The sequence below is a fragment of the Nitrospirota bacterium genome (genome assembly GCA_016219645.1).
In the GTDB taxonomy this organism is placed as follows: domain Bacteria; phylum Nitrospirota; class Nitrospiria; order Nitrospirales; family Nitrospiraceae; genus Palsa-1315.
Window position 1 is genome coordinate 85,732 of sequence record JACRLR010000016.1, and the last position, 24,164, is coordinate 109,895.

The window sequence follows — 24,164 nt, forward strand, 5'->3', positions numbered from 1 at the left end:
ATAATGAGAGGAGGAACGACATGCTGCCCACAGTAGATAGACCCATTGGGACAGACCGGCTCGTTGAGTTGAAACGAACCGTGGAGTCATTGAAGGGACAGTTACGTGAAGTGCAGGGAGAGTTGTACCGAACCAAAACGGAGCCAACTCCGATTCGGTTGTGGCGGAATCTGGCAAACCTCACAGGCGGGCGGGAGTTTATGTCGGCTGTCTGTAATCGGCGCGCTCGCCCGAACACAAGAATACCACTCCATGCTGACTCAAGATTGTAGGGCAGACAATCCAGTCGCCGGCGCCTGTGCCGACTGCGGGGCGATGGTCCCGCGACGAATAGCCTGCGTCGATGGGATGACCCACGCAACCGTCGAACTCTGTGATCGCTGCTGCTGTGTCGCCCAGCAGCAGCAGGTGTTTGCCGGTGGCTGTTGCGAATAAAGAACGCAGCATCTGGTTTCTTTGGTCTCTCTCGTTTGTGTAGTTGGTGTGGTTCGAAGAACCAAAGAAACCAAACGAACCAAATAAACCAGACAGACAATCGAACTGTGATTTGGTGGCGGTGCCCCGGATTGAACGGGGGACCCGCGGCTTATGAGTCCGCTGCTCTACCAACTGAGCTACACCGCCACGCGGTTGGGGGTACAGGCGAGCTTGCACTTGGGGCTACCGACAGAAGCCTGAAGGATGCGACTCAGGATACAACACATCCCTACAGAGGCGTGGACTATATCACGCCGGCGATCAGAAGGACAAATGCCCCTGCGCTATCGGCGGCCCATATCGTCGATGACTCCCGCCGGCGTGGAGAGAAGATAGTTTGCGTCAACGGCATCTTCCCATGATCCGTCATGGGCTGCCTGAGAACCCCTGCCGCGCACATAGACCATCTTGAGAACCGGCTCTTTCCCCGGTGCCAAAACGGCGACCCGTCCGACGACGATCATGTCTCCCCAATAACGGTACGAATCGGGAAAATTCATCCGGTTCCCGACCACGACCCAGTAGGACCCGCCTTCAGGATCGTTCGGGCTGGGCGGGAGTTGTGGCCGGTAATCCCGATCGAGCGGCCGATTCACCACGTGCAACCATAACCGTCCGTCCCTCATTTCCTCCTCCACGATCGTGCCACCCAGAATCACGAGCTTGTCCTGGTAGTAATTGGAAGTATTCTGAAGCGACGTGAGAGTGACGCCGGGCTCCGCGTCACGCAGATATTTACTCGGGATCGGGCTACACCCGACGACCAGGCACAGGGTCAGGAGAAACAGGATTCGGTTCAGAGATTTCATGCCCAGATGCCTTCTCATGCTCTGGCGCGTGAGACGTGCGCGACTGGCGGGAAAAACGAGACGCGCGTGACTCGTAAGACGGGCAAGACGGGGTGGGAATCCAGTCTGTCCACGTCGCGCCTTTCTCGCATGTCTCGCACGGTTGTTCGCCTACAATGCGCCCGCTGTCTGTGCCCTTGTCATGAATTCCTTGATACAGTCCGTAATGCCCCGATCAATCAGCAGCCCGCTACCCATCCAGTCGATTGAACGCTGCGGTTCTGCACGGCAGGATGTTGTGAACAGCGGAGCATCCTTCCGCACGATGGTGAAAGTCGCCTGAATCTGGAAACGTTGGTCGGTCTCGCCGACATACTCGATCAAGAAGTGTTCGATCGCGCCTGATACGATGCGCGTTGAGGCTGGTTGGACGTCGTATCCTCCAAAGGCTAATTCTGCCTTGAGCGCATTGGTAAAAAATATGCTGATATCCTGCGAGAGATAGAGGGCCTCGGGGTTTTTGACGATCGATTCAAGCTCTTTTTCCTTCACGAGACGGGTTGGATGGCCGGCGTAGTGGAAAGGATCAACCTGTATTGTTCCACTCCCCTTGATCGGCGTGGAGGGCTGATAGTTCAGATGCAACACTCGTGGACAGCCGGACGTCAGTAGCGTCATCACCAGGAGTGACACGACTGTCCATCGATGCCGAATGTCATTCAGATGACTGGGTCTCACGCTGCCACCAGAGATCAAAGGGCTTTCACAGTATTTTCCGTGAGCCTACGGAGAGAAGGCAGGTATGTCAATAGCACGTATTGCGCCGTCTAAAATCTTACCCAGAAAAAAGGGGTCGCCCATCTCGAAGGCTCCGGTCAAGAGGACAACACACCGCATTTCCCCTGATGTTGGTTCCGCCAGGACGTTCCGGTAGACTGGGCGCATGACCTATCAGCTTCCCTCCACCTGTGAACGGGCGATCCTGGAACAGTTTCTTAAGGCGGAGGCCATGGCCTTGTGGGCTGTACGCTCCGCGCAGGCGCAAGACGTTCCGGCCGCGGCGCTCAAGTTTTTGCGGCGCCATGAGGAAGAAGAAGCGCAGCATCTCAAACAGTTTGAGCTGCTGTTAGGAGTCAGTTCCCATGACAAGACGGCGCTGCCTCGTATGCCTAGTCAATGGAGGATCCTCGTGGTGCATCTCTACGGGTATGAAGCGTTGGGGTTAGAGTTTGCGAGGCTGTTGGTCTCCTTGCGGCCCGATCTGACCTCGATTTTGGAAGATGAAGAGGGGCATGTGGAGTTTTTCGAGCGTGAAGTCCTTAGCGTACTTATTCAAGGTGGACCTGTGGCACAGAGTACAAGACAGGCTGCCCAGGCTTGGAGGCGGCGGCTGCCTCGCACGGTCGATCGCTATCTCCGCGATGGTAGTCTTGCGCCATTTCGTGAGGGGCTGCGGCGGCATCTTCTCGATGCGATCGATGAACGTTTTCTGGCTGTTGGATTATCGGCAGGGCAGAAGGCAGAAGACTGAAGGCCGAAGTGTTCGAAGTTCCGGAAACCTGGCACCTCGAACTTCACACCTCGAACCATCGCGTCGCGCGCGTCTCGCCTTTCCCGCCAGTCTCGCGTGTGTTATGCGGCGGCGGAGAGGCGTTTCTGACGTTGGCCCACGATATCAAGCGCTGCCACACGATAGGATTCAGCCAGCGTGGGGAAGTTGAAGATGTTTTCGACAAATGAGTCAATCGAGGCAGCATGCTGAAGCGCCATCTGGCCCATATGAATCAGTTCCGTCGCTCCCTCCCCGACAATTTGGACGCCGAGAAGGTGTTCCCCTGTCGGATCAGCGATCATTTTCAGTAAGCCGTGGCTGATCCCTGAGATCTGACCGCGGGCGATTTCGTCGAACCGTGCCCGGCCTGCTATGATTCCACGGTACCTTGTACGGGCCGCTGCTTCGTCCATGCCGATGCTGGACATTTCGGGGATCGTGTATATTCCGACCGGAATGAGGCCTCCGGATGGTCCTTCCGAGAGACCCAAGGCATGGCAGACGGCACGCCGGCCCTGTTCCATGGCAGAGGAGGCAAGACCAGGTGGGCCGATGAGATCGCCGACGCCGTAAATGTGTGGCACAACGGTTTGGCAGTGCTCGTTGACGGCCAGGGCTCCTTTTTCTGTGAGGGTCAAGCCGGTGGCGCTGAAGTTGAGGTCCTCCAGGTTTGGTTGCCGCCCCAAGGCCACGAGCATCTTATCGCTTGCAAACACCTGCCCGTCCTGGAGGGTTGTCACCACCTGAGAGATCCCATCCCACCGAACGTCCTGGATCGTCTGTCCCCCATAATAGCGCCCCCCCTCCAGTTCGAAGCATTGCGTAAACACACGAACGAGTTCTTCATCGAAAAACTGGAGAGGCCGAGGCGCTCGATCGATGAGGGTGACTTGGACGCCGAGCGCGGCGAAGATCGACGCGTATTCCGATGCAATGATGCCTCCGCCCAGTACCGTGAGCGAGCGTGGCAGGTAGATCATGGAGAGAATGGAGTCGCTGTCCAGGATATGTTCATGGTCGATCGGGATGTTGACCGGGGCGCGAGGCCTGGACCCTGTGGCGATGACGATCGTGTCGGCGGTGACCGTTTGTGTCATGCCGTCAACCGTCAGCAGTTCGATCAAGTGGTCGGAGAGAAAACGGGCCCGGCCATGGAACAATGTGATGCCGTTGCGCGTCAGCTGGTTCATCATATAGTCGCCGTGCGATGCAACGACTTCGTCCAAGTGGCGCATCAGAGCGGAGACCATCAGACCCGATGGGGCAGGCATGTCTGGCGTCCCGGAGGACCGTTTCATCCGGCTGGTTTGCAGCGCGCTCTCGCGGAGCGTTTTGCTGGGAATCGTTCCCCGGTACACACAGCCGCCGCCCACCCCCGGCTCGCGTTCGATCATTGCCACGTGCCTGCCGGCTTTGGCGCCCTGGATGGCAGCCTTTTGACCGGACGGGCCGCTCCCGATCACCACAATGTCATAGTGGATTACGGTACTCATTGCGCCATTGTATCCACGAGATTGAGGATCTTCTCTTTGAGGCTGAGCAAGGAGTCGATATCGTTGGGATAGAGATTAAGATCGGCAAAGACGCTGTGTTCACGAATCGTGTTGTCATCGAATGAATCGGGAATGAGCAGATAGGTTGCCAACCGGTCTGCCAGGCACGTCATCATGACTTCCTGCCGATGCGAAGGCGCCTGTTCATAGACTCTATAAAAGGTGATGGCTTCCGCCACTTGCGGGGGCAAGGCCCATTCAACCGCGATCAAGCTGCCGATGCGGGAGTGGTAGCCGTCGAGGAGGGAGGCCAGCAAGCTCGGGGCGAGTGGTCTATGCAGTTCTGCGGCAATGGTCGTGACGGTTTTGAGCACCACCGGTTTCCCAACCGCATGCAGGAGTCCGCAGAGGTAGGCGCCTTCGACATTGTATCGGCGCGTGCGCGCGATTTCCTTGGCGTAGGCTCCGCTGGCCAGGGCGTGGCGCCAGAGTTGCTTTAAGTCGGCCTCGTGTCCCGGCACCTTGACAGCCCCGCTCTTCAGAGAGATCGTGACGGCGATCTCCGATAGTTGATTCACACCGAGCATGGCGACGGCATGTTGGAGCGAGGCAATCGGAGTCCGTGGCATATAGGCGGGAGAGTTGGCCACTCTCAGCACGTGGGCTGCCAATGCCTGGTCGTGGTGAATGAGGGCCGACAGACGGGCTGCATCAGCCGAGGGATCGTTGGCCAGCGCCATGACCTTGCCCGCGACCTGTGGCAGCACGGGGAGGTCGATGCGATCCTTGTCGATCCGTTCGACCAACAGTTGTTCAGCCTGCTCCGGCAGTCCTACATTGTGAGGCTGTTGTGTTGTCGTATCCATAATAGGGGCAATCTGGTCTCACGATTGCTGTCTGTCGGAACACTTGTCGGCAGAAAGATTCTGAATCGTGTACACCTTCTCGTCCGATAGACGGTTGCTTTCGACTCCGGTATTGGCTCCCATGTCGGACGAGCCGTGAAAACGCGCTCCTCCTTCAATGGAAATCGCGGGCGTGCGGATATCTCCGATCAAAATGGCTGGTTTGAGGATCTTGATTTTTTTCGAGGCAATGACATAGCCGTTAATCTTGCCGCTCGTGATCAAGATTCCCGCCTTGACGGTGCCTTTGACGATTGCATCTTCTCCGACAGTCAGCGTCCCGGTGGTGTGGAGTTCGCCCCTAAGCCGGCCATCAAGCCGCACGTCTCCCTCCATGGTCAGGATGCCTTCGAAGACTACGTCCTTTCCCAGGAATGTCATCTCGCCCGGTCTTGTCACTTGCCCCGGCTGATTTCTCCCAAAGGCCACGATCCCATCCTCCTCATAGAGGGCTCCTGCTCATCTGAATGACGACTCCTTGCGTCTGCCCTAGGCGGTGGCTCGCTTGAGAGCCACGGCCTCCGAATCCTCGACGGGGCGAGGTGGCTTCACTCGCGGCACCTCGCGAGGTACGTCTCGGGGTACTTCGCGAGGCACTTCGCGAACCATTTGGGTCATCTCGAGCGACCCGTTGAAGAGGACCCCCTCTTCAATCGAAAGTACCGGCGTCTTCACCCCGCCGCTGAGGACAGCGGGAGCCTGCAGTTTGACCTTTTCTTTGGCCGTGACATCGCCTGTTATTTTACCCATGCACACAATGGTTCCCGCCGTCACCTTCGCGGTGATCACGGCTCCTTCTCCGACCAACAGGCTCCCATCTGTATGGATCTCTCCATCAAGCGCCCCGTCGATCCTCACCGTCCCGCTGTAGGTGATCGTTCCCTTAAATTCGACGCCTTTGCCGACGAAGGCGACGATGGTCTCAGACGATTCCGGCCTGGTGCCGGCAGACGTCGGGAGGCTTTCGCTTGAGAGGGGGTAGGTCGAACGTCTGTTGTCCTGTTTATCCGGCTGCCACATCGTGGGTCCTCCTCTAGTTGTTCAGACAGGAATAGCCGTGCCCGGAGTCTGTCAGCAACTGTATCGGTTGGGCGGAGAGAAATATTGAGCATGCTGTGTGGATGTAGTCAGGCCAACAGTATGTCGGACTGGCTCGCTGCCAAAAGGAAGGCCGGGTATGGTCCACTCTCATGGCGCCATAGCAAGGCCTGGTACATATACGTAGGACACGATAATCCGTATTTGTTGCAATTTCCCTGAAAGTATTAGGCTTGCTGTCAGATTTCTAGAGCTGAATAGCATTATTGTCATTAGGGGTGGATGCATATAGATTCTGCTGCCACATGCCGCATTTTTCTTATAGGGGTTCCAGATGAAAACGAAACTTCTCGCGACGACTCAACCGGTCAGGGTGTTACTGGTGGACGATCATGAAGTCACCAGAGTCGGGTTGCGGGCCGTGCTCACTCGAGCGCGCGACATCAAGGTTGTCGGAGAAGCCGCTACTGCCGACGCTGCCATAGCTGCAGCTCTCGATCTCAATCCGGATGTGGTGCTCATGGATGTCCGCTTGCCCACTGGCGACGGAGTGGAGGCCTGTCGCGCCATCAGAGAGTCCTGCCCTGCCACGAAGGTACTCTTCCTCACCTCCTATCCGGATAATGAGGCCGTGTTGGCGGCAGTTATCGGGGGGGCAGCCGGCTATCTGTTGAAACAAGTGGATGCTGAAGGCTTGCGGCAGGCTATTCATGCAGTGGCCCAGGGCCAGTCGATTCTTGACCCCGCGATTACCCAGCCGCTCTTGACCCGGGTGCGGCGACAAACAGATGAGGAATCCGAGCCCAAGCGAACGACCCTCTCCACCCAGCAGCAACGAGTGCTTGCGCTTGTTGCCGAGGGAAAAACCAACAAGGAAATCGGTTCATCGCTCGACCTGAGCGATAAGACGGTGAAGAACTATATCCGGTTCATCTTCCAGAAGCTGAAAGTAACCAGACGCGCTCAAGCTGCGGCTCTTTTCATCCGTGACTCTGCCTCAGCGAGCCAGTCGGGCCAGGATTCATTTCCGAGGTTGGGTAAGACTTCCGCGTACCTCCGGTAACCGACCGCGATCCGGCTGTGCCCCCCCCCGCGCGCGATCCTGCGAATCGCTTCCTCTCTTTCCTTCAAGATCTCTAGTCGCGCCTTCGTGAGGACCTCGCATGTCTCGCTTGCGAGTCACTGCAACCATCCGACAGAACATGTAGTCCAAAACAATAGAGCCGTAATAGAGCGTATAGGCTCTGCTTAATAGAGCCAATTGCGATATTAAGTAACCCCATAATCTCAGCATCAGTAGAGCTATTAAGCACTTTCTGATCTGGAGATCTCTAATACGCTTAGTATTGACGCGTTGCGTGTAGTTCGTCACAGCAAATCCCCGATAAGGTCGGTTTACGCCTATCACGTAATGACCGGGATTCTCTGTGCCAGTAACGAACTGGTGTCATAGGCCATCACATTATTATGAGGAATACAGCATGAGTCTCTTGTCTATTCTTGTGGTAGAGGACGACACAGGCCTGCAGAGTCTGCTTCAGCGGCTGTTATCTCGGGAAGGTCGTCGGGTGACGATTGTCGGGAGCGGGCAGGAGGCCATACGCGTAGCCCAGGAGATGCCTGTTCACATGCTGGTGACGGATTTGAAGCTGCCCGATATCGACGGCTGTGCCGTCCTGGAGCGCATTCTCCAGATCGATTCCAACGTGATTGGGATTGTGATGACCGGCCACGGCTCAATCGACAGTGCTGTCAAAGCGATGAAGGCCGGCGCCTTTGATTTTCTCGCAAAACCGTTCGACAACGAAGTCCTTGCGAATCTGGTCGACAAGGCCGTGGAGGTGCATCGCCGTCGCGAGAACAAGCCATCGTCCCGGAGAGCCGTCAGTGAGCAATACCGGATGGAGCAGTTCGTCGGTACGAGCGAACCGATCCGGCGCGTGCTTGATTTTGTGGCAAAGGTTGCGGACTGCGACAGCACCGTCTTGATTCAAGGGGAGAGCGGGACCGGCAAGGAGTTGGTCGCGCGCATGCTGCATTTTAACAGTGAAACCAAAGACCGTCCGCTTGTCCCGGTCAATTGCGGCGCGATTCCCGAGAATCTCCTCGAATCTGAATTATTCGGACACGAGAAGGGAGCGTTCACTGGCGCGGCGCATACGCGAATAGGCCGGTTTGAGGCGGCGCACGGCGGGACGATCTTTCTGGATGAAATCGGTGAGTTGAGCCTCGCACTGCAAGTCAAGCTGCTGCGGGTGCTGCAAGAGCGTTCGTTCGAACGGGTGGGGGGCAGCAGAACGATCGACGTGGATGTCCGTGTCGTGGCCGCGACCAATCAGGACCTGGAGCTGGCCGTGCAGCAGAAGCGGTTCCGTGAAGATCTCTACTATCGTCTGAATGTCATCCCTGTCACCATTCCACCGTTGAGAGAGCGGCGCAGCGACATTCCCCAATTAGTGAATCATTTCTTGAAAAGAATGATGCGCGGGAGACGGGCTTCCGCGGCGAGCTGTTCTCCTGAGGCGCTGAGCTGTCTCATGGACTATCACTGGCCTGGAAATATCCGGGAATTGGAGAATATCATCGAGCGTCTCGTGGTCTTGAGTCGCTCGGGAACGATCGAAGTCGCCGATCTTCCGGAGCGGCTGCAGCGCCGCCCGGTCTCTGCCGATCCGGCCGAGGCGCAGTTCATTCCCTTCAGCGATCAGGGGGTGAACCTGTCGCGAGAGGTTGAGCAATTAGAGAACCGTCTCATCATCGGCGCGCTTCGACAAGCCAACGGGATTACGAGCAAGGCCGCCCAGCTGCTCCATGTAAACCGCACCACCCTCGTCGAGAAGATGAAGCGCAAGGGGTTTGCCTCGAAGACTCAAGGCTGCCCGGTCTTTTAGCGGGGCGCTGAACACGGTCTCTCTGGTCTGTCTTGTTCATCTGGTTAGTCTGGTTGTTGGGTTGAACGAAATGAACCAGAGAGACCAGATGAACCTGTCTCGCGTGATCCTCCTCCAGCACATCATTCCTGATCGTCCCCTGACGCCATCGTGTTGAATATGTGCGGCGCTCCCAGTACCCGCTCCGTCAATCGATTGACGGATGAGCGAGCGGGGCGTCGGATGTTTGACGGGTTTCGATGAATCGTGGCGCGGCAAGCCGCATGTTCATTCGTTACGCCAGAAATTCGCGACGCCATTCAAAGGGCACAGAAATTGCTGACTGCTCTGTGTGGGTATGAGTACCATGAACTCTTGCAATTGGTGCATCCTCGGCTCGCTTATGCTGGGCCTTCCACTGTATTCCGGTTTTGCCGGTGAGCTGACAGATGCGTCGGTCACGCCATCACCGACCACTGTGAGTTCATCTCAAGCGGGCCTGGGGACGTCCCCAACGCGCATGGCCCTGCCGGACGATGGGCCCCGCTATGATCGAACCGTGGAGGGGGCCGGGGCCTTACAATTCCAGGCTGCGGTTGACGCACTTGGCAGCGGGCAGCATGCCATCGCCCGTGCCGGCTTCGACAAGCTTGCCACTCTGGATTCCTCCAGCTCATTGATCCCGCCGTTGAAGGCCTTCCTGGCGGAACTTACCCTGATCGAGAATCCAACCGACCATGGCCGGCGAGACGCGATTGAGCAATATCGCAGCATCATCGGCCAGTATCCAAAAAATCCCAATGCGTTCCGGGCGCTCTGGCGAGTCGGCGATCTGTATGTCGAATTGCGATGGTATCAAGAGGCTGTCGGCGCCTATGAGTATGCGCTTTCCCTCGACCTGCCTCGTCCGGATGCGGACCGCTCCCTGCTTGCTTTGGGGGGCGTACTTGGCGAGTTGGGTCGATGGACGGAAGCGGAACGGGCCTTCGACCAGGTTCGAAAACGGGCTACGGACGATCGCCTTGTCAAGAGAGCCACGTTGGAGCTGGCCAATGCGCTCTATGCCCAGTGGCGTAAGCCTGATGCAGTGCCGATATACGATCTCCTGTCCCGGCGCTGGCCTGATTTCCTCAAACACAATCCTGATGCATTGCAGCAGTATGGCGACGCCCTCTTTGATATTCAGGAACTGAGAAGGGCCTGTGCAATCGATATGCTCTTGTACAACCTGTTTCCGTCAAACCGGCATGCTGGTACGGCGCTCGTCCGCCTCGGGGACAGCCATAGCCGGCTCGGCTTGCGAAGGCCGGCTGAGATTTTTTACACGGCTGCCCAAACCCAGTATCCAGATACAGCGGCAGGCGCTGTGGCTCGCATGCGGTTGTCGCAAATCGAACAGGAAATTGCGGCGTCGGCGGGAGAAGGACTCCTGCGTAAAAAGGTGGAGGGTATCATCCGGGGTAGCGGCATCTCGTATCTGGAGCCGTCCAGCGCAGAGGATCTCTATAAGACCATTGCGCTGGAACATCGTGATGACATGCTCGGCAGCGAAGCGCTGTTCCATTTGGCAGAGCACTATGAATTGCAAGGGAATCCTGCTCGCGGTATCCAGGTGTACCAAGACGTCACCCGGCGGGCAGGCGTCATTCTCCATGATCCCTGGCCCCCGGCTGCGGGACTCCATCTGACCTCAGTATTGAAACCCCAGTTGGAAGCGGCACTCAAGGACAAGAAGGATATCCAGGCGCTCACGCTGTTTCATAGCCACGGGCAGGCTCCGGAACAGTATTACATCGGGACGCCTACGTTACTGGAGGTCGCCGATGTCCATCGACGGCTCGGTTTCCCGACCGAGGCGGTCCACCTCTATCAGACATTTGTGAAGGGCCGGAAGGTGCCCCCCCTTCACGAAGCGGTGCTTATCGGCCTGGGCGAAAGTTATATGGATCAGTCAGACCCGTCGGCCGCCAGAAACGTATTCGAAAGTTTCCGTCTTCAGTATCCGCAGAGCCCGCGGTCTCCGTTGGTCTCACGGCAATTGACCGCGGCCATGCTTGAACAGGGAGATCGCCGGAGCGCCATCAGGGTTCTGAAGCGATGGGCGCGATTAGAACCGCGCGATGCGGCGCAAGACTGGATCTATGTGACGCTTGCGCGGACGTTGGCAGAAGATCAACAGCCGGAGGAGGCTGTGGCGGCATTCGAGCGCGCATGGCGCCACAATGCGCTCCGGGCGCCACACGATATTCTGCTGTATGCCGATCTGCTCGTGAAACTGCATCAACCGGAACGGGCTGCGGATCTCTACAAGGAGGCACTGAAGGCAGGGCCTGACCAGCCGGCGGCGGAATGGGCGCGTGTGCAGCTCGCCATGAACTCAGCGGCCAAGGATGGGAAAGAACCAGGGCCGAGGGCCGTGGCATCGGAGGCAGGCTTTGACGATCCGCTGCTCCATCGTGTTGCAGCGGCGGTGCAGATAAGCCTCCAAGCGGCCATGGGAAAGGAAGGGGAATAATGTTGAACGTACAGCCTGTCTCGGGAGCCACGGATAGTGCGTTGTTGCATGAAGCGTTTCGAAGTTTCGACGATGCAGCTGCGACGTTGCAACAATCCTATCAGACCCTGACGTCACGGTTGGAGGAGCTGGACGTGGAACTTGCCGACCGCAACGAGGCGCTCGGCCGGAATCTGCGCGCCAATGAAGAATTGCGGGAGCACCTGACGGCGATTGTCGAGTCCCTCTCGACCGGCTTGCTCGTGCTGGATACTGGAGGGACGATCACCCGTTGTAACCAGGCCGGCGAGCAACTGCTCGGACTGAAGCGTGAACAGATTCTGGGCCGTTCCTTAGCCGCCTGTCTCAAGGAGGCGCAGTTGGACGGCGATGCCTACCCCTTGACGACGCGACAGGGTGCGGCCGTCGCACTCTCCACACGCGCCTTGGAGACCGGCGAAGGGCGCCACACAGGAAGTGTGGTCTTGATTCAGGACGTCACGGCGGTGCGGGAACTGGAGGACCGGCTGCAGCGCCGCAATCGGCTGGCGGCCATGGGTGAGATGGTCGGGCGGATTGCCCACGAAATTCGAAACCCCCTCGGCAGCATCGAACTGTTCGCGTCGATGTTGCGGCGCGATTTGAATGGTGTCCCGGCCTTGCGCGGATACGCCGAGCATATTTCATCGTCCGTCCACATGATGAATCGCCTCCTGACCAATCTTCTGGTCTATACCAAACCTGACTGCCCCCACGGCGAATGGCATGAGACAGAAGCCCTCATGCTGGATTCATTGACGTTGGCCGCCCATGCGATCGCGAACACCAGAGTCGACATTCGTCTGGAAGTCGATCCTCTTGCGGCTCGAATCTGGTGCGATACAGGGCAACTCAAACAAGTCCTGCTGAACCTGATTTTGAACGGCATCCACGCCATGCCAGGCAGCGGGACTCTGACGCTGTCGGCCTCCCTCATGGAGGGACAGGTTCCCGGAGGGCCGGCGCTCCGTCTCTCCGTTTCGGATACCGGTGCCGGGATCCCTGCGGCCCAGCGATCGAGGATTTTCGACCCCTTCTTTACGACAAAGGATGAAGGGACCGGATTAGGGTTGGCCATCGTCCACGCGATTGTCGAAGCGCATCAGGGCCGGATCGACGTGGAGAGCTCTGAGGGGCGAGGGACGACGTTTACCATCGTGCTTCCACACGGTCCTGTCTCCGATCGGGATGATGGGATCGACATCTCGATGGCGACTGATGAGGGCCACTTCGTTGAAGAGGAGACATCCGCATGAACGACCACGACATGGAAGGCCTTCCGGCGGATAGTCCTGCGCAGGGCGAGCGGATCTTAATCGTCGATGACGATCCATCTATGCGGATGGCGTTGATGGAGTCAGTTCGTCGCCTCGGGTATGACGTGCAGGGGGCGGTGGATGGTGTCGATGCAGTCGAACGTGTCAGCCGCTACAGGCCCTGGTTGGTGGTGACCGATCTGAAGATGCCTCGGCTTGGTGGTCTCGACCTGATCAAGGAGATCAAGAATCGCTCACCACAGACGTTGATGGTCCTGATGACCGCCTACGGGACGGTGGAGACCGCCGTGGAGGCGATGAAGTACGGAGCAAGCGATTACATTCTCAAGCCGTTCTCCACCGATCTGTTCGAGCGGGTGATCGGGAATCTGAAAGCATCAGGCGCCCAGGCCTCGACGTCATCGTCTGAGCCGATCGACCCGCGGTCGATCCTGACACAAGACCCCGGCATGGTCCGTCTCCTCAGTACCGTTGAAGGGGTTGCCGTAAGCCAGGCGACGATCCTTATCAACGGAGAGAGCGGCACAGGGAAGGAACTGTTGGCCCGTTTTATCCATAGCAGAAGCCCTCGCGCGCACCGCCCGTTTATCGCCGTCAATTGTGCGGCCTTGCCGGATGGACTCTTGGAGAGTGAACTGTTCGGCCATGAGCGTGGCGCATTTACCGGGGCCATCATGAAGAAGATCGGCAAGTTCGAAATGGCGCACACCGGCACCCTGCTGCTCGATGAAATCAGCGAAATGAACATGGGTCTACAGGCCAAGTTGCTCCGTGTGATCCAGGAACGGGAAGTGGATCGAGTGGGAGGTCGTGAGCCGGTCTCCGTCAATATCCGGGTCATTGCGACGACAAACCGCTCGCTCTATCACGAAGTGGAGCAGGGGCGGTTTCGGGAGGACCTGTATTACCGACTGAATGTGTTTCCCATCATGGTCCCGCCGTTACGGGAACGGCCTGCGGACATCCCGTTGCTCGCGAGGCATTTCGTGGCCGTCTCCGCGGCGCGCAATAGCCTTCCGTTGCCGACGGTATCGGCGGAGGCCTATGCCACACTTCAAGATAGACGGTGGAAAGGGAACGTGCGTGAACTGGAGAATGTCATGGAACGTGCCGTGCTGTTAGCCGGGAAAGAGCCGATTCTCCCGTGCCACTTGTTGCTGGAGTCCGACGGACAACCGCTGTCTCCTACTCCGGCCCCATCCGTGCCACAGCCTTCCGGGAACGGGTCGTTGTGGGAAATGGAGCGGGAACTGATTTTTCAAACTCTGGCGCGGGTGAGGGAGAATCGCACCCATGCGGCGAAAGAACTGGGCATCAGCATTCGCACCTTGCGGAACAAGCTTCGAGAGTATCGGGGGGCCGGTTGTCAGCTCGCTCCATAACCGGCCAACCGGCATGATGGGGGTAAAAACAGCCGGCAGGTTTTGCCGGTCGGCAAAGATGCCTAGATAGGTAGGTAGCTAGGCTGAAGGGGTTCAGGCTGAAGGTCGAAGTTCCGAGCACTTCGGCCTGAACCCCTTCAGCCTGAATCCCTGAATGTGCGGCACAGCATCAGGAGGGACGTATCATGACGCTCATTGATCACACCATGCAATTGCTCCATCGCACTCTGGATTTACGACAAGCCAGACAACGGGTGATTGCCTCGAATATCGCGAATGAAGAAACACCCGGGTATCGCGCAGCCGACTTCAACTTTCAGGATTCCTTGCAGGCGGCACAGCGGGGGAGAGGTCCCGTCACGCTTGTGGTGACTCAGAGCCAGCACATGGGTGTGCACGGGGATGCGGTGCAACAGGTCACGGGAGATCTCAACCCCGTGCCTGCCGGGGATCTTCCCTTGGATGCCAACACCGTGAACATCGAACTGGAAATGGCCAAGATGTCGGATAACGCGATGCAGTATAACAGCGCTGCGTCGATCATGGCGATTCGGTTTCGCCACTTGATGGGGGCGATCCGCGAGGGGCGATAACCCATCAGGCTGAGGTTAAGGTTCAGGTTGAGTAAAGAACTCTCGGCTCACTTGACCTCAACCTTAACCTTCTTCCACGGAGGTCGATATGGAGATGACTGACAGCATGGCAGTGTCAGTGACGGCCCTTGATGCGCAACGTCAACGGCTCAATGTGATTTCCAGCAATCTGGCGAACGCACAGTCCACCCATACGGCAGGAGGAGGGCCCTATAAGCGCCGGGACGTGGTGTTTCAATCCACGCCGGTCGCCAGTCCCTTCCAACGGGCATTTCGCCAGGTGTCGACGGGGCCAGGGGCCCACGCTCTTGATGGCGTCAAGGTACTGCGGGTGAAAGAAGATGCCAGGCCCGGACAGGTGATCTATGATCCGCGCCATCCGGACGCAGACAAGAAGGGGTTCGTCAAGATGCCCAATATCAATGTCATGGAAGAAATGGTGAACATGATCGGGGCATCCCGCTCATACGAAGCCAACGTGCAAGCGATTAACGCGACCCGCGCCATGTGGAATAAGGCGCTGGAGATCGGGAGGTAGCCATGGACCAGATCAAAGCGATCGCAATTCCTGCATCATCCTTCATCGGTAATGCCCCAGCCGCTCATCCGGCCGGTGCTGCTCCATCTGGTGGATTTATGAATTCACTGCAGTCTGCGATCAGTAAGGCCAATGACATTCAAATTCAAGCCAACCAGGCGACTGAAGCATTGATGACCGGTCAGACACAGAACATCCACCAGACGATGGTGGCCTTACAGGAAGCCGATGTGTCGTTCCAACTGATGATGCAGATCAGGAACAAGATATTGTCGGCATATGAAGAAATTCAGCGGATGCAAATCTGACAGGATGCTGAAAAAGTCCGCCAGCATCGTTCTCGGCTCATCGAAATCCTCAACGTACCCCTGAGGGTACGCCTCCGGTTTCGATTCGCCTGCGGCCTTGCTGGACGAACTTTTTGAGCATCCTGCAGGAGCCGTTCGTATTGTGCCATGTGGGCTATTGAGGAATAGGGACGCGTATGCTGTCTAAGTTTTCCATCAACCAACGCATGATCATTCTGGTGGCGCTGGCCGGTTCCATTGCGGGCCTCATCGCCGTGACGCTCTGGACACAGCAGCCTGACATGCAAGTGCTGTTTACGAACCTCAATCCCGAGGATGCGGCAGGGATAGTAGACAAGCTGAAAGAAACGAAAGTGCCGTATGAAACGACCGGCGGAGGGACGACCGTTCTTGTCCCCAGCGCGCAAGTCCATGAACTGCGATTGCAGCTGGCCACGCAGGGACTTCCCCATGGTGGTGGAGTCGGTTTCGAAATCTTCGATCGCTCATCGATCGGCGTATCCGATTTTGTTCAGAAGCTCAATTATCGGCGCGCACTGCAGGGGGAGCTGGCCAGGACCATTGCGCAAATGCCGGAAATTGAACGGGCGCGGGTCCACCTGGCCACCCCGGAGCGTCGTTTGTTCTCTAGTGACGAGAATCGGGCTCGCGCTTCGGTTGTCGTCTCGTTGCGGAACGGACAGGCCCTCGCCAAGACACAAGTCAACGGGATCGTTCACCTCGTGTCGAGCAGCGTCGAGGGCCTCCAGGTCAAGGATGTGACCGTGGTGGATGGACATGGGCGACTCCTCTCGTCGGCGGCCGGTGGCGACGATGCAGCAGGGTTGACCGGGTCACAGTTGGAGTATCAGCGGACGCTTGAAAAGGATATCGAAACACGCATCCAAACGATGTTGGAGCGGATCGTCGGGGTGAATAAAGCCGTGGTGCGGGTGTCCAGCATTCTCGACTTCCGAAAAATAGAAACCACTGAGGAGCGATACGATCCCAACAGTCAAGTCGTGAGGAGCGAGCAGCGCGGCCAGGAAAAAGCCAGTGGGGTCAACGGTGTCTCCGGTGGCGTACCCGGTGTCCAGTCAAATGTCCCGGAGGGGGCAATCCAGGAGCCGGCTCAAACGAGTTCGAGCGCAAATCAGACCAAGAACGAAACCGTGAATTACGAAATCAGCCGGACGGTGTCCCGGGTCGTGGAGTCCACCGGTACCATCAAACAACTGTCCGTGGCGGTGCTCGTGGACGGCATGTACGAAAGCGCGAAGGCGTCTGAGGATGGCAAGCCTGTATCCGATGCGGCCAAGAAGTACATCGCACGGCCTGAAGAAGACATGAAGCGCATCGAAGAGATCGTGAAAAAAGCCATGGGTTATTCGGCAGAGCGGCAGGATCAAGTCCAGGTGACCAACGTGCAATTTGACATTGCGACTGAAGAGCCTCCCGCGCAGGGGATTGAGGCGGCGGCGGAACCGACCAATTCCTTCATTCCGTATATTCGCTATGCGGTTGGAGGAGGGCTCTTTCTCCTGATCCTCTTCATGGTTGTTCGCCCCTTGATGGCGATGTTGGGGACGACCGGGTCATCGTCCGAGGGGTCAGCGCTGGGTCTTCCCGCTTCGGTGAGCCAGGTCGAAGCGTCATTGGCGGGAAAGCCCCGTTCACAGATCGTCGATATGGCCCGGGGTAATCCTGATGCCACGGCTGTGGTGGTCAAGCAATGGCTGAAGGCCGGTCAGTGAGGCGCAGGTAGCGATGTCCACACCACTCACCGGCGAGCAAAAGGCGGCCATTCTTCTGAAAGCCATCGGGGAGGACGCCGCGGCGATGGTCATGAAGAGCCTTGATCCCAAGGAGATCCGTCGGCTAGGGGCCTCTATGAACGCGACGGCCAATATTACAAGGGAAGAAGAATCGGCCGTCATCGACGAGTTTGAAAAGGCGAGCGCAAGCGGTGACGTGGCATTTCATGGAAAAGAATACATCAAAACTATTCTCTCCAAGGCGCTCGGTCAGGAAAAAGCGAACCGACTGCTCGAGTCTATGACCAGTAAGGTGTATCCGGGACTCGACGCCATGAAGTGGGTTGATGCCAAGGCCGCTTCACAAATGATCAAGACCGAGCATCCCCAAACGATCTCCGTGATTCTCGCGCATATGGATCCGGACCAGGCCGGCACCGTTATGAGGGACTTACCCGAAGCCCTTCGAGCGGATGTCGCCTTGCGCCTTGCGACGATGGAGGACTTGCAGCCGAGCGTGCTCGAAGAACTCAGCGATGCGCTGCAGAGTTCTCTCATCGCGAGCGCCGGCACTCGCGCGACGACGGTCGGAGGCGCTGAAGCCGCGGCCAATATTCTTACGACCCTCGACAAGGCTACCGAGGGGAGCATCCTGTCGAAAATCGCCGAACGGGATCAGCTTTTGGCCGATACGATCAGAGGACTGATGTTTGTCTTCGACGACCTGATCAAGCTCGACGACCGTGGCATGCAAGAGCTCATGAAAGAAATCAGTAAAGAGGATCTTCCTGTGGCGCTCCGTGGAGCGAGTCCGGAAACCAAGGAGAAGTTCCTCAAGAATATGTCAAGCCGAGCGGCGGAGATGTTGAAGGACGACATGGAGGCGAGGGGACCGGTGAAGGTGGCGGATGTCGAGAAGGCGCAGCAGAACATCCTCAAAGTCTGCCGGAAGCTTGAAGAGGAAGGGCGCATCGTCATTGCCGGGGGGGGCGAAGGGGAGGCGGTGCTGTAAATGGAACTTGCGTCGAACGGACAGGCGACTCTCACCCAGCCCTGCGTCAGTTCCGGTGGGCGACGGGAGAGCGCAATCTTGGTGGTCGACGATGAAGAGGCGATCCGTGAATTGTTGGTGAGGCTGCTGCAGTCGGCGGGGCACCGCGTGCGCGCGGTTGGATCGGCGCGGGAAGCTCGTGCGGCACTAAAAGAATTTCCGGTGTCGCTGATGATTACGGACGTCAAACTGCCGGATCAGGATGGCATCGCGTTGCTCCAGCAGGCCTGTGATCTCGATCACCGCATGATGGGGCTGGTGATGACCGGATATGGAACCGTCGATCTCGCAGTTCAGGCGATGAAGGCAGGAGCGGCGGAGTTTCTGATGAAGCCGTTCGACAACAAGGCGCTCCAATTGACCGTCAATCGCCTCCTCGATCTCTATCACCTGCGGTCGGAGAATACGATCCTCAAGCAGGCGGTGGTTCGTGCTGCGGGGGTTCGCTGTCGCAGTCTCGCGCTGACCGATTTCGATACCGGCCATCGATTTGTCGGAGATCAGAGCCAATCAGACTATGATCAAGGGATTGCGGAGGGTGAACGGCGAGCCGGCGCACGAGTTGCGGAAGCCAGACGGCAGGAGCAGCAGCTCTTGGCCGAAACAGTCCGGCGTTTCGACGACCGGTGGACGTCGCTTCATCAGACCGTCGAAGAGGACGTGACGGCCCTGGCGTTCAGTCTGGCGACACGCATCCTGCGCGATATGGTGATCGATCGGCGGGATGCCGTACTTGGATTGTTGAAATCGGCCTTGGCGACGGTTCGGGATGCGGGAGTCGTCACTGTCAGAACGCATCCGTCCGACGCACCGATACTTGAATCGGCTTGCGCGGAGTTGTGCCGCGACCGGCCGACATCGTTTACGCTGCATGTGGAAGGCGATTCGTCTCTCTCCAGGGGAAGTTGCGTGGTGGAAACCATGAATCGACTGGTCGACGCCTCGCTGGACCGGCAGTTGCTGAGGCTCGGAGAGGTCTTACAGAAACGAGGCCGCCATGAATCTCGTCGATCTGATTGAAGATACAAATCCTCTTGTCGTCTCGGGCCGTGTGGCCCAGGCCGTCGGGATCGTGATCGAGGGCTATGGCCCCATGACGTCGGTCGGGGAATTGTGCGATGTCACGCGCGAAGATGGAGAGGGAAATGTGCCGGCTGAAGTGGTCGGGTTTCGCGGCGATCGTGTGTTGCTGATGCCGCTCGGAGAGATGCGCGGGATCGGCCCCGGCAGCCGGCTCTTCATGAAAGGCCACTGCGCCTCGGTCCCAGTCGGTCCCCAACTGCTCGGGCGCGTGCTCAATGGGCTGGGAGAGCCGTTGGACGGGCGCGGTCCTCTGATGACCGAGCACCGATACCCGCTGCATGCCGCGCCGATCAATCCTCTGATGAGAACCCGCATTACCGAACCGCTTGATCTGGGCATCCGGGCGATCAATGCCTGTTTGACTTGTGGCCGGGGTCAGAAGGTCGGCATCTTCGCCAGTTCCGGCGTCGGGAAGAGCGTCTTGCTCGGGATGATCAGCCGCTATACGAAGGCCGACGTGAATGTCATCGCCCTCATCGGCGAGCGGGGACGTGAAGTCAACGAATTCCTGGAACGAGACCTGACTCCTGAGGCGCTCAGTCGCTCGGTGGTGATCGTGGCGACGTCGGACCAGCCGCCGTTAGTGCGGTTACGAGGTGCGTTGGTTGCGACGGCGGTTGCGGAGTACTTTCGAGACTGCGGCAGACAGGTGCTCTTGATGATGGACTCACTCACCCGCCTGGCCCATAGCCAACGGGAAGTCGGGCTCGCCATCGGGGAGCCACCGACGACAAAAGGGTACACCCCCTCTGTTTTTACGATGTTGCCCAAGCTCCTGGAGCGAGTCGGGACTTGCTCCGGTTCCGGCGCCATCACCGGACTCTATACGGTCCTCATGGAGAGTGATGAGCTCGCCGATCCCATTGCGGAGACGGCTCGATCGATTCTGGACGGCCACATTGTGCTCTCACGGCAGTTGGCCGCGCGCAATCATTTCCCGGCAATCGACCTCCTGAACAGCACGAGTCGGGTGATGAAAGACATTGTGGGGCGAGACCACTATAGGGCGGCCCGGTCCATGCTCGAGCTTCAGGCGCGGTATCAGCAATCCGAGGATCTCATTTTGCTCGGCGCCTATAAAGCAGGCGCCAATCGTGATCTCGACAAGGCCGTGGGGGCTCAAGACGGCATCAATGCCTTTCTTCGTCAGGACATCGAACGATCTTTCTCACTCGATGCTTCGATCGACGACTTGCTGACGCTGGTGAAGGCGACAGCATGAAGCTCGGCCTGTTGCGGCGCTATCGTGCACAGGTGGAAGAGATCGTACGGGTGGACCTCTTCCGATTGCGCCAGGAACTGCACGAGCTCGAAGCGCGCGCTCGTCTGCTTGAGGAGCGCATGAGGCGCACGACAGATGAGTACTCGGGCAAGGCTGCTGGAGGACTGGCGCTGGATGAATTTCTTGTGTGGCAGTCCAGACTGGCCGCAGACACGTCGAAGTCGGTGGCCGCGAGACAGATGGAAGAGCAGCTCCGTGGAGCATGGGACCAGAAGCAGGGTGAGTTGCGCGAAGCCATGCAGGATCGCCGCACACTCGATCGTCTGGCAGAGCGGATAGGCCAACGACGTCGTCTTGTGCAAAACAGAGTTGATCAAATGGAAATGGATGAAGCGGCGCGCCGAACGACCATGATGTGATTGCAGCAGCGTAACACGGGAACAGTGATTCGGGGAGCGCGAACTGATAGCGCAGGGCGTATTGCGGGAGTGAAGAGCGTATGGCCCGGAGGAGATACGGTGGTCTTTGTGACACGTTTCACGCTTCACGTTTCACGCTTCACGAATAACGGTCCTCTGATGTGGTCTGTCCGTGCCGGGATTGCGGTGCTCATCGCCCTGTCTTGGGCAACGGCCCAACCGGCTCCGGCCTCAGCTGAGCAGGGGCCGGAGCCTCCCTCTGTATCAGCGGAACCGAGTAAGGTATCGGGGAGCGATTCTCTCACTCCGGCAGCTGAATCGGCTCAAGGGCCGGCGCTGATTGTGCCGGAGGAAATGGTGGCCATGTTCCAGCAGCGAAAGCAGGATCTGGAACGTCGCGAGAGCGCGGTTCGTGCGGCGGAGGGACGACTGACGATTCTCAAAGCTGAGGTTGAGCAGATCCTGAACAGGGTCGAGGCGGCAGAACAGCGTCGTCTCGAAAGGGAGAAGGCCGTCCTGAGTCAAAAGGGCTTACAAAGCGACCAGGCGGCCGACTTGCGCAAGCAACAGCTTGGACAGTTGGCGAAGATGTATGAAAGCATGCCTGCGGAAGAGGCGGCCGCACGCATTGAACGAATGCCCGATCGAAAAGCGTTGGAGATTCTCCGCTCCCTGAAGAGTAAATCTGCGGGGGCCATCCTGTCACAGGTGAAAGTCGAACGTGCTGCGAAATTGACCGAAGAACTCCTCGCTGCTCCTTAGCAGGATGCTGAAAAAGTCCGCCAGCAGGGGGATGGGATGGCCCGGTGAGTCCCCTGTGCTCGCGGAACGCGCACGATAGGAATGTGCTCGTTCGACGCGCGCAGTGGGGGACTCATCCGAGCCATCCCAGGGACAAGGTCCATGAGCAATCTTGGAAAGGATCATTTGTAGTCGCCCGCTGCGGCCTTGCTGGACGGCTGGTGTGGTCTCCACCGCGCGCGTCGAACGAGGGCCTTCCTAGGCCGCGCGTTGCGCGAGCACGGAAGATCATCAGGCTCCATCCCTTCCTCTGTTCCGCTATATTCCGAGAGTCCCTTCATTTCGTCGGCCCGGAAATTTTTGCCTGCTTACCCTGCATCTTCTTCCCTGTTTCTTTTCCCTAGGCTCGTAATCCCTGCGATAACTCTACGCCGGATGAGACTTCCAGTGATTTTTAAGATGGCATGGGGATTGAAGATGCCAGGTCCAGCATCCGGGGCATCTTTACAAAGGGTAAAGGAGTTCGTCGCAACCATGGCTATTGGGCTTCTCAATCCCGCCACAGACTGTTCGACTGCTCAACCCTGTTCGAACGCGTCGGCAGAGACAGGTCAGACTCAGCAGCGTCCTCAGTGCGGAGCCTTTTCTGTCCTCCTCAAAGACGTGGTACGGAACATAGATCACGGGCCGACCACCCAACTTCCCGACGCCGACGATCCGGTTGCACCAACTCCAGTCACGGCAGTCGGTGACCAGGCAACGGGACCTTCGTTGACCGGTATCGTGGTCGTGTCGCTCCCTCAAGCGCCCGATATTCAGGAGGTAACATCCACAATGGCCGACAGGGCTGAGTCCCCACCGATCGTGGATGCAAACGCAAGCGTGGACCAGAATTCGAGCCCGAGCCAGAATCCTAATGGGCCTGCTGTACAACAACTTGCATCGATACCTCTTCTCCTGCTGAATCCGACGGTCGCCGAACCTTCTGACGATCGCACTCCGGGCCTTGAGCCTGTGGCGAACAATCCGTCACAGCCCAAGACCACGGATACTTCCCACGCGTCCCTGCCGCAGCCCGTGTTCAATCCAAATAGCTCGAATGAAGTCCCTGCGACACAATCTGCCTCACCGACCACGAATAAGCCACACAGTCGGAATGGCCATGCTGCTCCAGTTCATGTCGGGCCTGTTCCTCTCGAACAACCGTCCGATGCTTCGGCTCCTTCCGAAAGACGGCCACCGAGTTCACCGATTCCCGATCAAGGGCCAACTCCTATGATGGAGAATCACGGGAGCACCGATCTCCATTCTACGGCGCAGGGGAATGCGCTCGTTCAATCTCTTGTCCGCCCTTCGGCAGACATTCGCCCATCGACAATTATCCAAGAGCAGGGAGATCCTGGGGCCACGCCGGTGAGCCAATCTCTAGCGGTTCGGGTGATTGAAGCGAGTGGAGGTGGGGCACAAGGCTCATTCGGTGACCCGGCGCAGGGAGAGGCAGAAGGAGGCCCGGTTCAACTCAACGCCAGTGGAGCTCCGGAATCGGCGCTGCGAGGGAGCCAGCCCTCGTTGTTCAGCGACCTATTCACGTCGGCGCGGCAGACACAGTTCTTGCCGCAGGGAGCCATCGCGTCCAATCTGACGCCGGCGGCGGATCAACTCAAGCTGGCACAGGCCGTCCTCGGTGAAGATCATTCTGCAACCATGACGGCGGCGCGTGGAATGACCCAAACCGTTCAGGTGGAGCTGCCCTCTCACGAGGCAGGGCCAATGAGTGTGCGAATTTCCATGATGGACCAGACGGTGCATACACAGTTCACCACCGATCGCGGCGATCTTGGCGCAATCCTCATCGGGCGCCAGGATCAGCTCCAGCAGAGTCTGGCCAAGTCTGGCCTGGAACTCGGCCAATTTCAGGTGCACGTCAATCAGGAGGGTCGGCAAGAAGCATTTCCCGATCGGCAGTCTCGACGAAACGGTGGCGCGTCGGAACAGCAGCCGGCGGCACAGGGCCAGAGCGAACAATCTCATGATCAAGAACGGCCCAATTATCGATCCACACGCACATTGAGTCTGTTCGCATAGCAAGATGGTGAAAAAGCCAGCCGGTCTATCTGGTCTATTCGGTCTATCTGGTTCCTTTGGTCCGGAAACGAGACAG

General features: G+C 58.1%; 23 protein-coding genes and 1 tRNA gene. 16 read left to right on the top strand and 8 right to left on the bottom strand.

What is annotated here, in order from left to right; translation table 11 throughout:
- Window positions 1-198: 198 nt before the first annotated feature.
- The 4 genes from HZB34_04755 to HZB34_04770 form a co-directional block, all read right to left on the bottom strand.
- Window positions 199-447: a hypothetical protein gene (locus tag HZB34_04755; GenBank protein MBI5315260.1), complete on the bottom strand. Its 249-nt coding sequence runs from the start codon at window positions 445-447 to the stop codon at window positions 199-201.
- A gap of 101 nt (window positions 448-548) precedes the next feature.
- Window positions 549-624: transfer RNA gene (locus HZB34_04760), tRNA-Met, on the bottom strand.
- Window positions 625-761: 137 nt separating this feature from the next.
- Complete coding sequence (locus HZB34_04765; GenBank protein MBI5315261.1) at window positions 762-1,286, bottom strand: Slp family lipoprotein; 525 nt, start codon at window positions 1,284-1,286, stop codon at window positions 762-764.
- Between the two features lie 150 nt (window positions 1,287-1,436).
- Window positions 1,437-2,003: a hypothetical protein gene (locus tag HZB34_04770; GenBank protein ID MBI5315262.1), complete on the bottom strand. Its 567-nt coding sequence runs from the start codon at window positions 2,001-2,003 to the stop codon at window positions 1,437-1,439.
- Window positions 2,004-2,208: 205 nt separating this feature from the next.
- Between HZB34_04770 and HZB34_04775 the strand changes: the two genes are divergently transcribed.
- Complete coding sequence (locus HZB34_04775) at window positions 2,209-2,796, top strand: hypothetical protein (GenBank protein MBI5315263.1); 588 nt, start codon at window positions 2,209-2,211, stop codon at window positions 2,794-2,796.
- Window positions 2,797-2,897: 101 nt separating this feature from the next.
- Here HZB34_04775 and sthA read toward each other — a convergent pair whose 3' ends face one another.
- The 4 genes from sthA to HZB34_04795 all read right to left on the bottom strand — a co-directional run bounded on the left by sthA (window position 2,898) and on the right by HZB34_04795 (window position 6,235).
- Complete coding sequence (gene sthA, locus HZB34_04780) at window positions 2,898-4,310, bottom strand: Si-specific NAD(P)(+) transhydrogenase (GenBank protein ID MBI5315264.1); 1,413 nt, start codon at window positions 4,308-4,310, stop codon at window positions 2,898-2,900.
- Window positions 4,307-5,176 (bottom strand): HDOD domain-containing protein, encoded by an 870-nt coding sequence (locus HZB34_04785; protein ID MBI5315265.1) that lies wholly within the window; start codon window positions 5,174-5,176, stop codon window positions 4,307-4,309. The genes sthA and HZB34_04785 overlap by 4 nt, the downstream gene beginning before the upstream one ends.
- 18 nt (window positions 5,177-5,194) lie before the next feature.
- Entirely contained in the window at window positions 5,195-5,596 is a 402-nt protein-coding gene (locus HZB34_04790) for a polymer-forming cytoskeletal protein (GenBank protein MBI5315266.1), read from the bottom strand.
- A gap of 108 nt (window positions 5,597-5,704) precedes the next feature.
- The gene (locus HZB34_04795) at window positions 5,705-6,235 is read right to left on the bottom strand and encodes a polymer-forming cytoskeletal protein (GenBank protein ID MBI5315267.1); all 531 of its coding nucleotides are present in this window, start codon (window positions 6,233-6,235) and stop codon (window positions 5,705-5,707) included.
- 352 nt (window positions 6,236-6,587) lie between these two features.
- Here HZB34_04795 and HZB34_04800 point away from each other — a divergent pair, with 352 nt between their 5' ends.
- The 15 genes from HZB34_04800 to HZB34_04870 all read left to right on the top strand — a co-directional run bounded on the left by HZB34_04800 (window position 6,588) and on the right by HZB34_04870 (window position 24,088).
- Window positions 6,588-7,316 (top strand): response regulator transcription factor, encoded by a 729-nt coding sequence (locus HZB34_04800; GenBank protein MBI5315268.1) that lies wholly within the window; start codon window positions 6,588-6,590, stop codon window positions 7,314-7,316.
- Window positions 7,317-7,734: 418 nt separating this feature from the next.
- Window positions 7,735-9,144 carry a sigma-54-dependent Fis family transcriptional regulator gene (locus HZB34_04805; GenBank protein MBI5315269.1) on the top strand — a complete coding sequence of 470 codons (1,410 nt, stop codon included), beginning with the start codon at window positions 7,735-7,737 and terminating at the stop codon, window positions 9,142-9,144.
- A gap of 346 nt (window positions 9,145-9,490) precedes the next feature.
- Window positions 9,491-11,638: a tetratricopeptide repeat protein gene (locus tag HZB34_04810; protein ID MBI5315270.1), complete on the top strand. Its 2,148-nt coding sequence runs from the start codon at window positions 9,491-9,493 to the stop codon at window positions 11,636-11,638.
- Window positions 11,638-12,912, top strand: coding sequence for a PAS domain S-box protein (locus HZB34_04815; GenBank protein ID MBI5315271.1), 1,275 nt, complete (start codon window positions 11,638-11,640; stop codon window positions 12,910-12,912). The genes HZB34_04810 and HZB34_04815 overlap by 1 nt, the downstream gene beginning before the upstream one ends.
- Window positions 12,913-12,923: 11 nt before the next feature.
- Window positions 12,924-14,315 (top strand): sigma-54-dependent Fis family transcriptional regulator, encoded by a 1,392-nt coding sequence (locus HZB34_04820; protein ID MBI5315272.1) that lies wholly within the window; start codon window positions 12,924-12,926, stop codon window positions 14,313-14,315.
- Window positions 14,316-14,500: 185 nt separating this feature from the next.
- Entirely contained in the window at window positions 14,501-14,908 is a 408-nt protein-coding gene (gene flgB / locus HZB34_04825; protein MBI5315273.1) for a flagellar basal body rod protein FlgB, read from the top strand.
- An 88-nt stretch (window positions 14,909-14,996) separates the two neighbouring features.
- Window positions 14,997-15,446 (top strand): flagellar basal body rod protein FlgC, encoded by a 450-nt coding sequence (flgC, locus tag HZB34_04830; protein ID MBI5315274.1) that lies wholly within the window; start codon window positions 14,997-14,999, stop codon window positions 15,444-15,446.
- A gap of 2 nt (window positions 15,447-15,448) precedes the next feature.
- Window positions 15,449-15,754, top strand: a complete 306-nt coding sequence (gene fliE / locus HZB34_04835; GenBank protein MBI5315275.1) for a flagellar hook-basal body complex protein FliE — start codon at window positions 15,449-15,451, stop codon at window positions 15,752-15,754.
- A 176-nt stretch (window positions 15,755-15,930) separates the two neighbouring features.
- A complete protein-coding gene (gene fliF, locus HZB34_04840) occupies window positions 15,931-17,487 on the top strand; it encodes a flagellar M-ring protein FliF (GenBank protein MBI5315276.1) in 1,557 nt (518 codons plus the stop codon).
- Between the two features lie 13 nt (window positions 17,488-17,500).
- Entirely contained in the window at window positions 17,501-18,499 is a 999-nt protein-coding gene (gene fliG, locus HZB34_04845) for a flagellar motor switch protein FliG (protein MBI5315277.1), read from the top strand.
- Window positions 18,500-19,558, top strand: coding sequence for a response regulator (locus HZB34_04850; protein ID MBI5315278.1), 1,059 nt, complete (start codon window positions 18,500-18,502; stop codon window positions 19,556-19,558).
- Complete coding sequence (locus tag HZB34_04855) at window positions 19,536-20,843, top strand: FliI/YscN family ATPase (GenBank protein ID MBI5315279.1); 1,308 nt, start codon at window positions 19,536-19,538, stop codon at window positions 20,841-20,843. The genes HZB34_04850 and HZB34_04855 overlap by 23 nt, the downstream gene beginning before the upstream one ends.
- On the top strand, window positions 20,840-21,262 hold the full coding sequence (locus tag HZB34_04860; GenBank protein MBI5315280.1) for a flagellar FliJ family protein: 423 nt from the start codon (window positions 20,840-20,842) through the stop codon (window positions 21,260-21,262). Before HZB34_04855 ends, HZB34_04860 begins: the two co-directional genes overlap by 4 nt.
- 159 nt (window positions 21,263-21,421) lie before the next feature.
- On the top strand, window positions 21,422-22,024 hold the full coding sequence (locus HZB34_04865) for a hypothetical protein (protein ID MBI5315281.1): 603 nt from the start codon (window positions 21,422-21,424) through the stop codon (window positions 22,022-22,024).
- Window positions 22,025-22,537: 513 nt separating this feature from the next.
- Window positions 22,538-24,088, top strand: a complete 1,551-nt coding sequence (locus tag HZB34_04870) for a flagellar hook-length control protein FliK (protein MBI5315282.1) — start codon at window positions 22,538-22,540, stop codon at window positions 24,086-24,088.
- Window positions 24,089-24,164 lie beyond the last annotated feature (76 nt).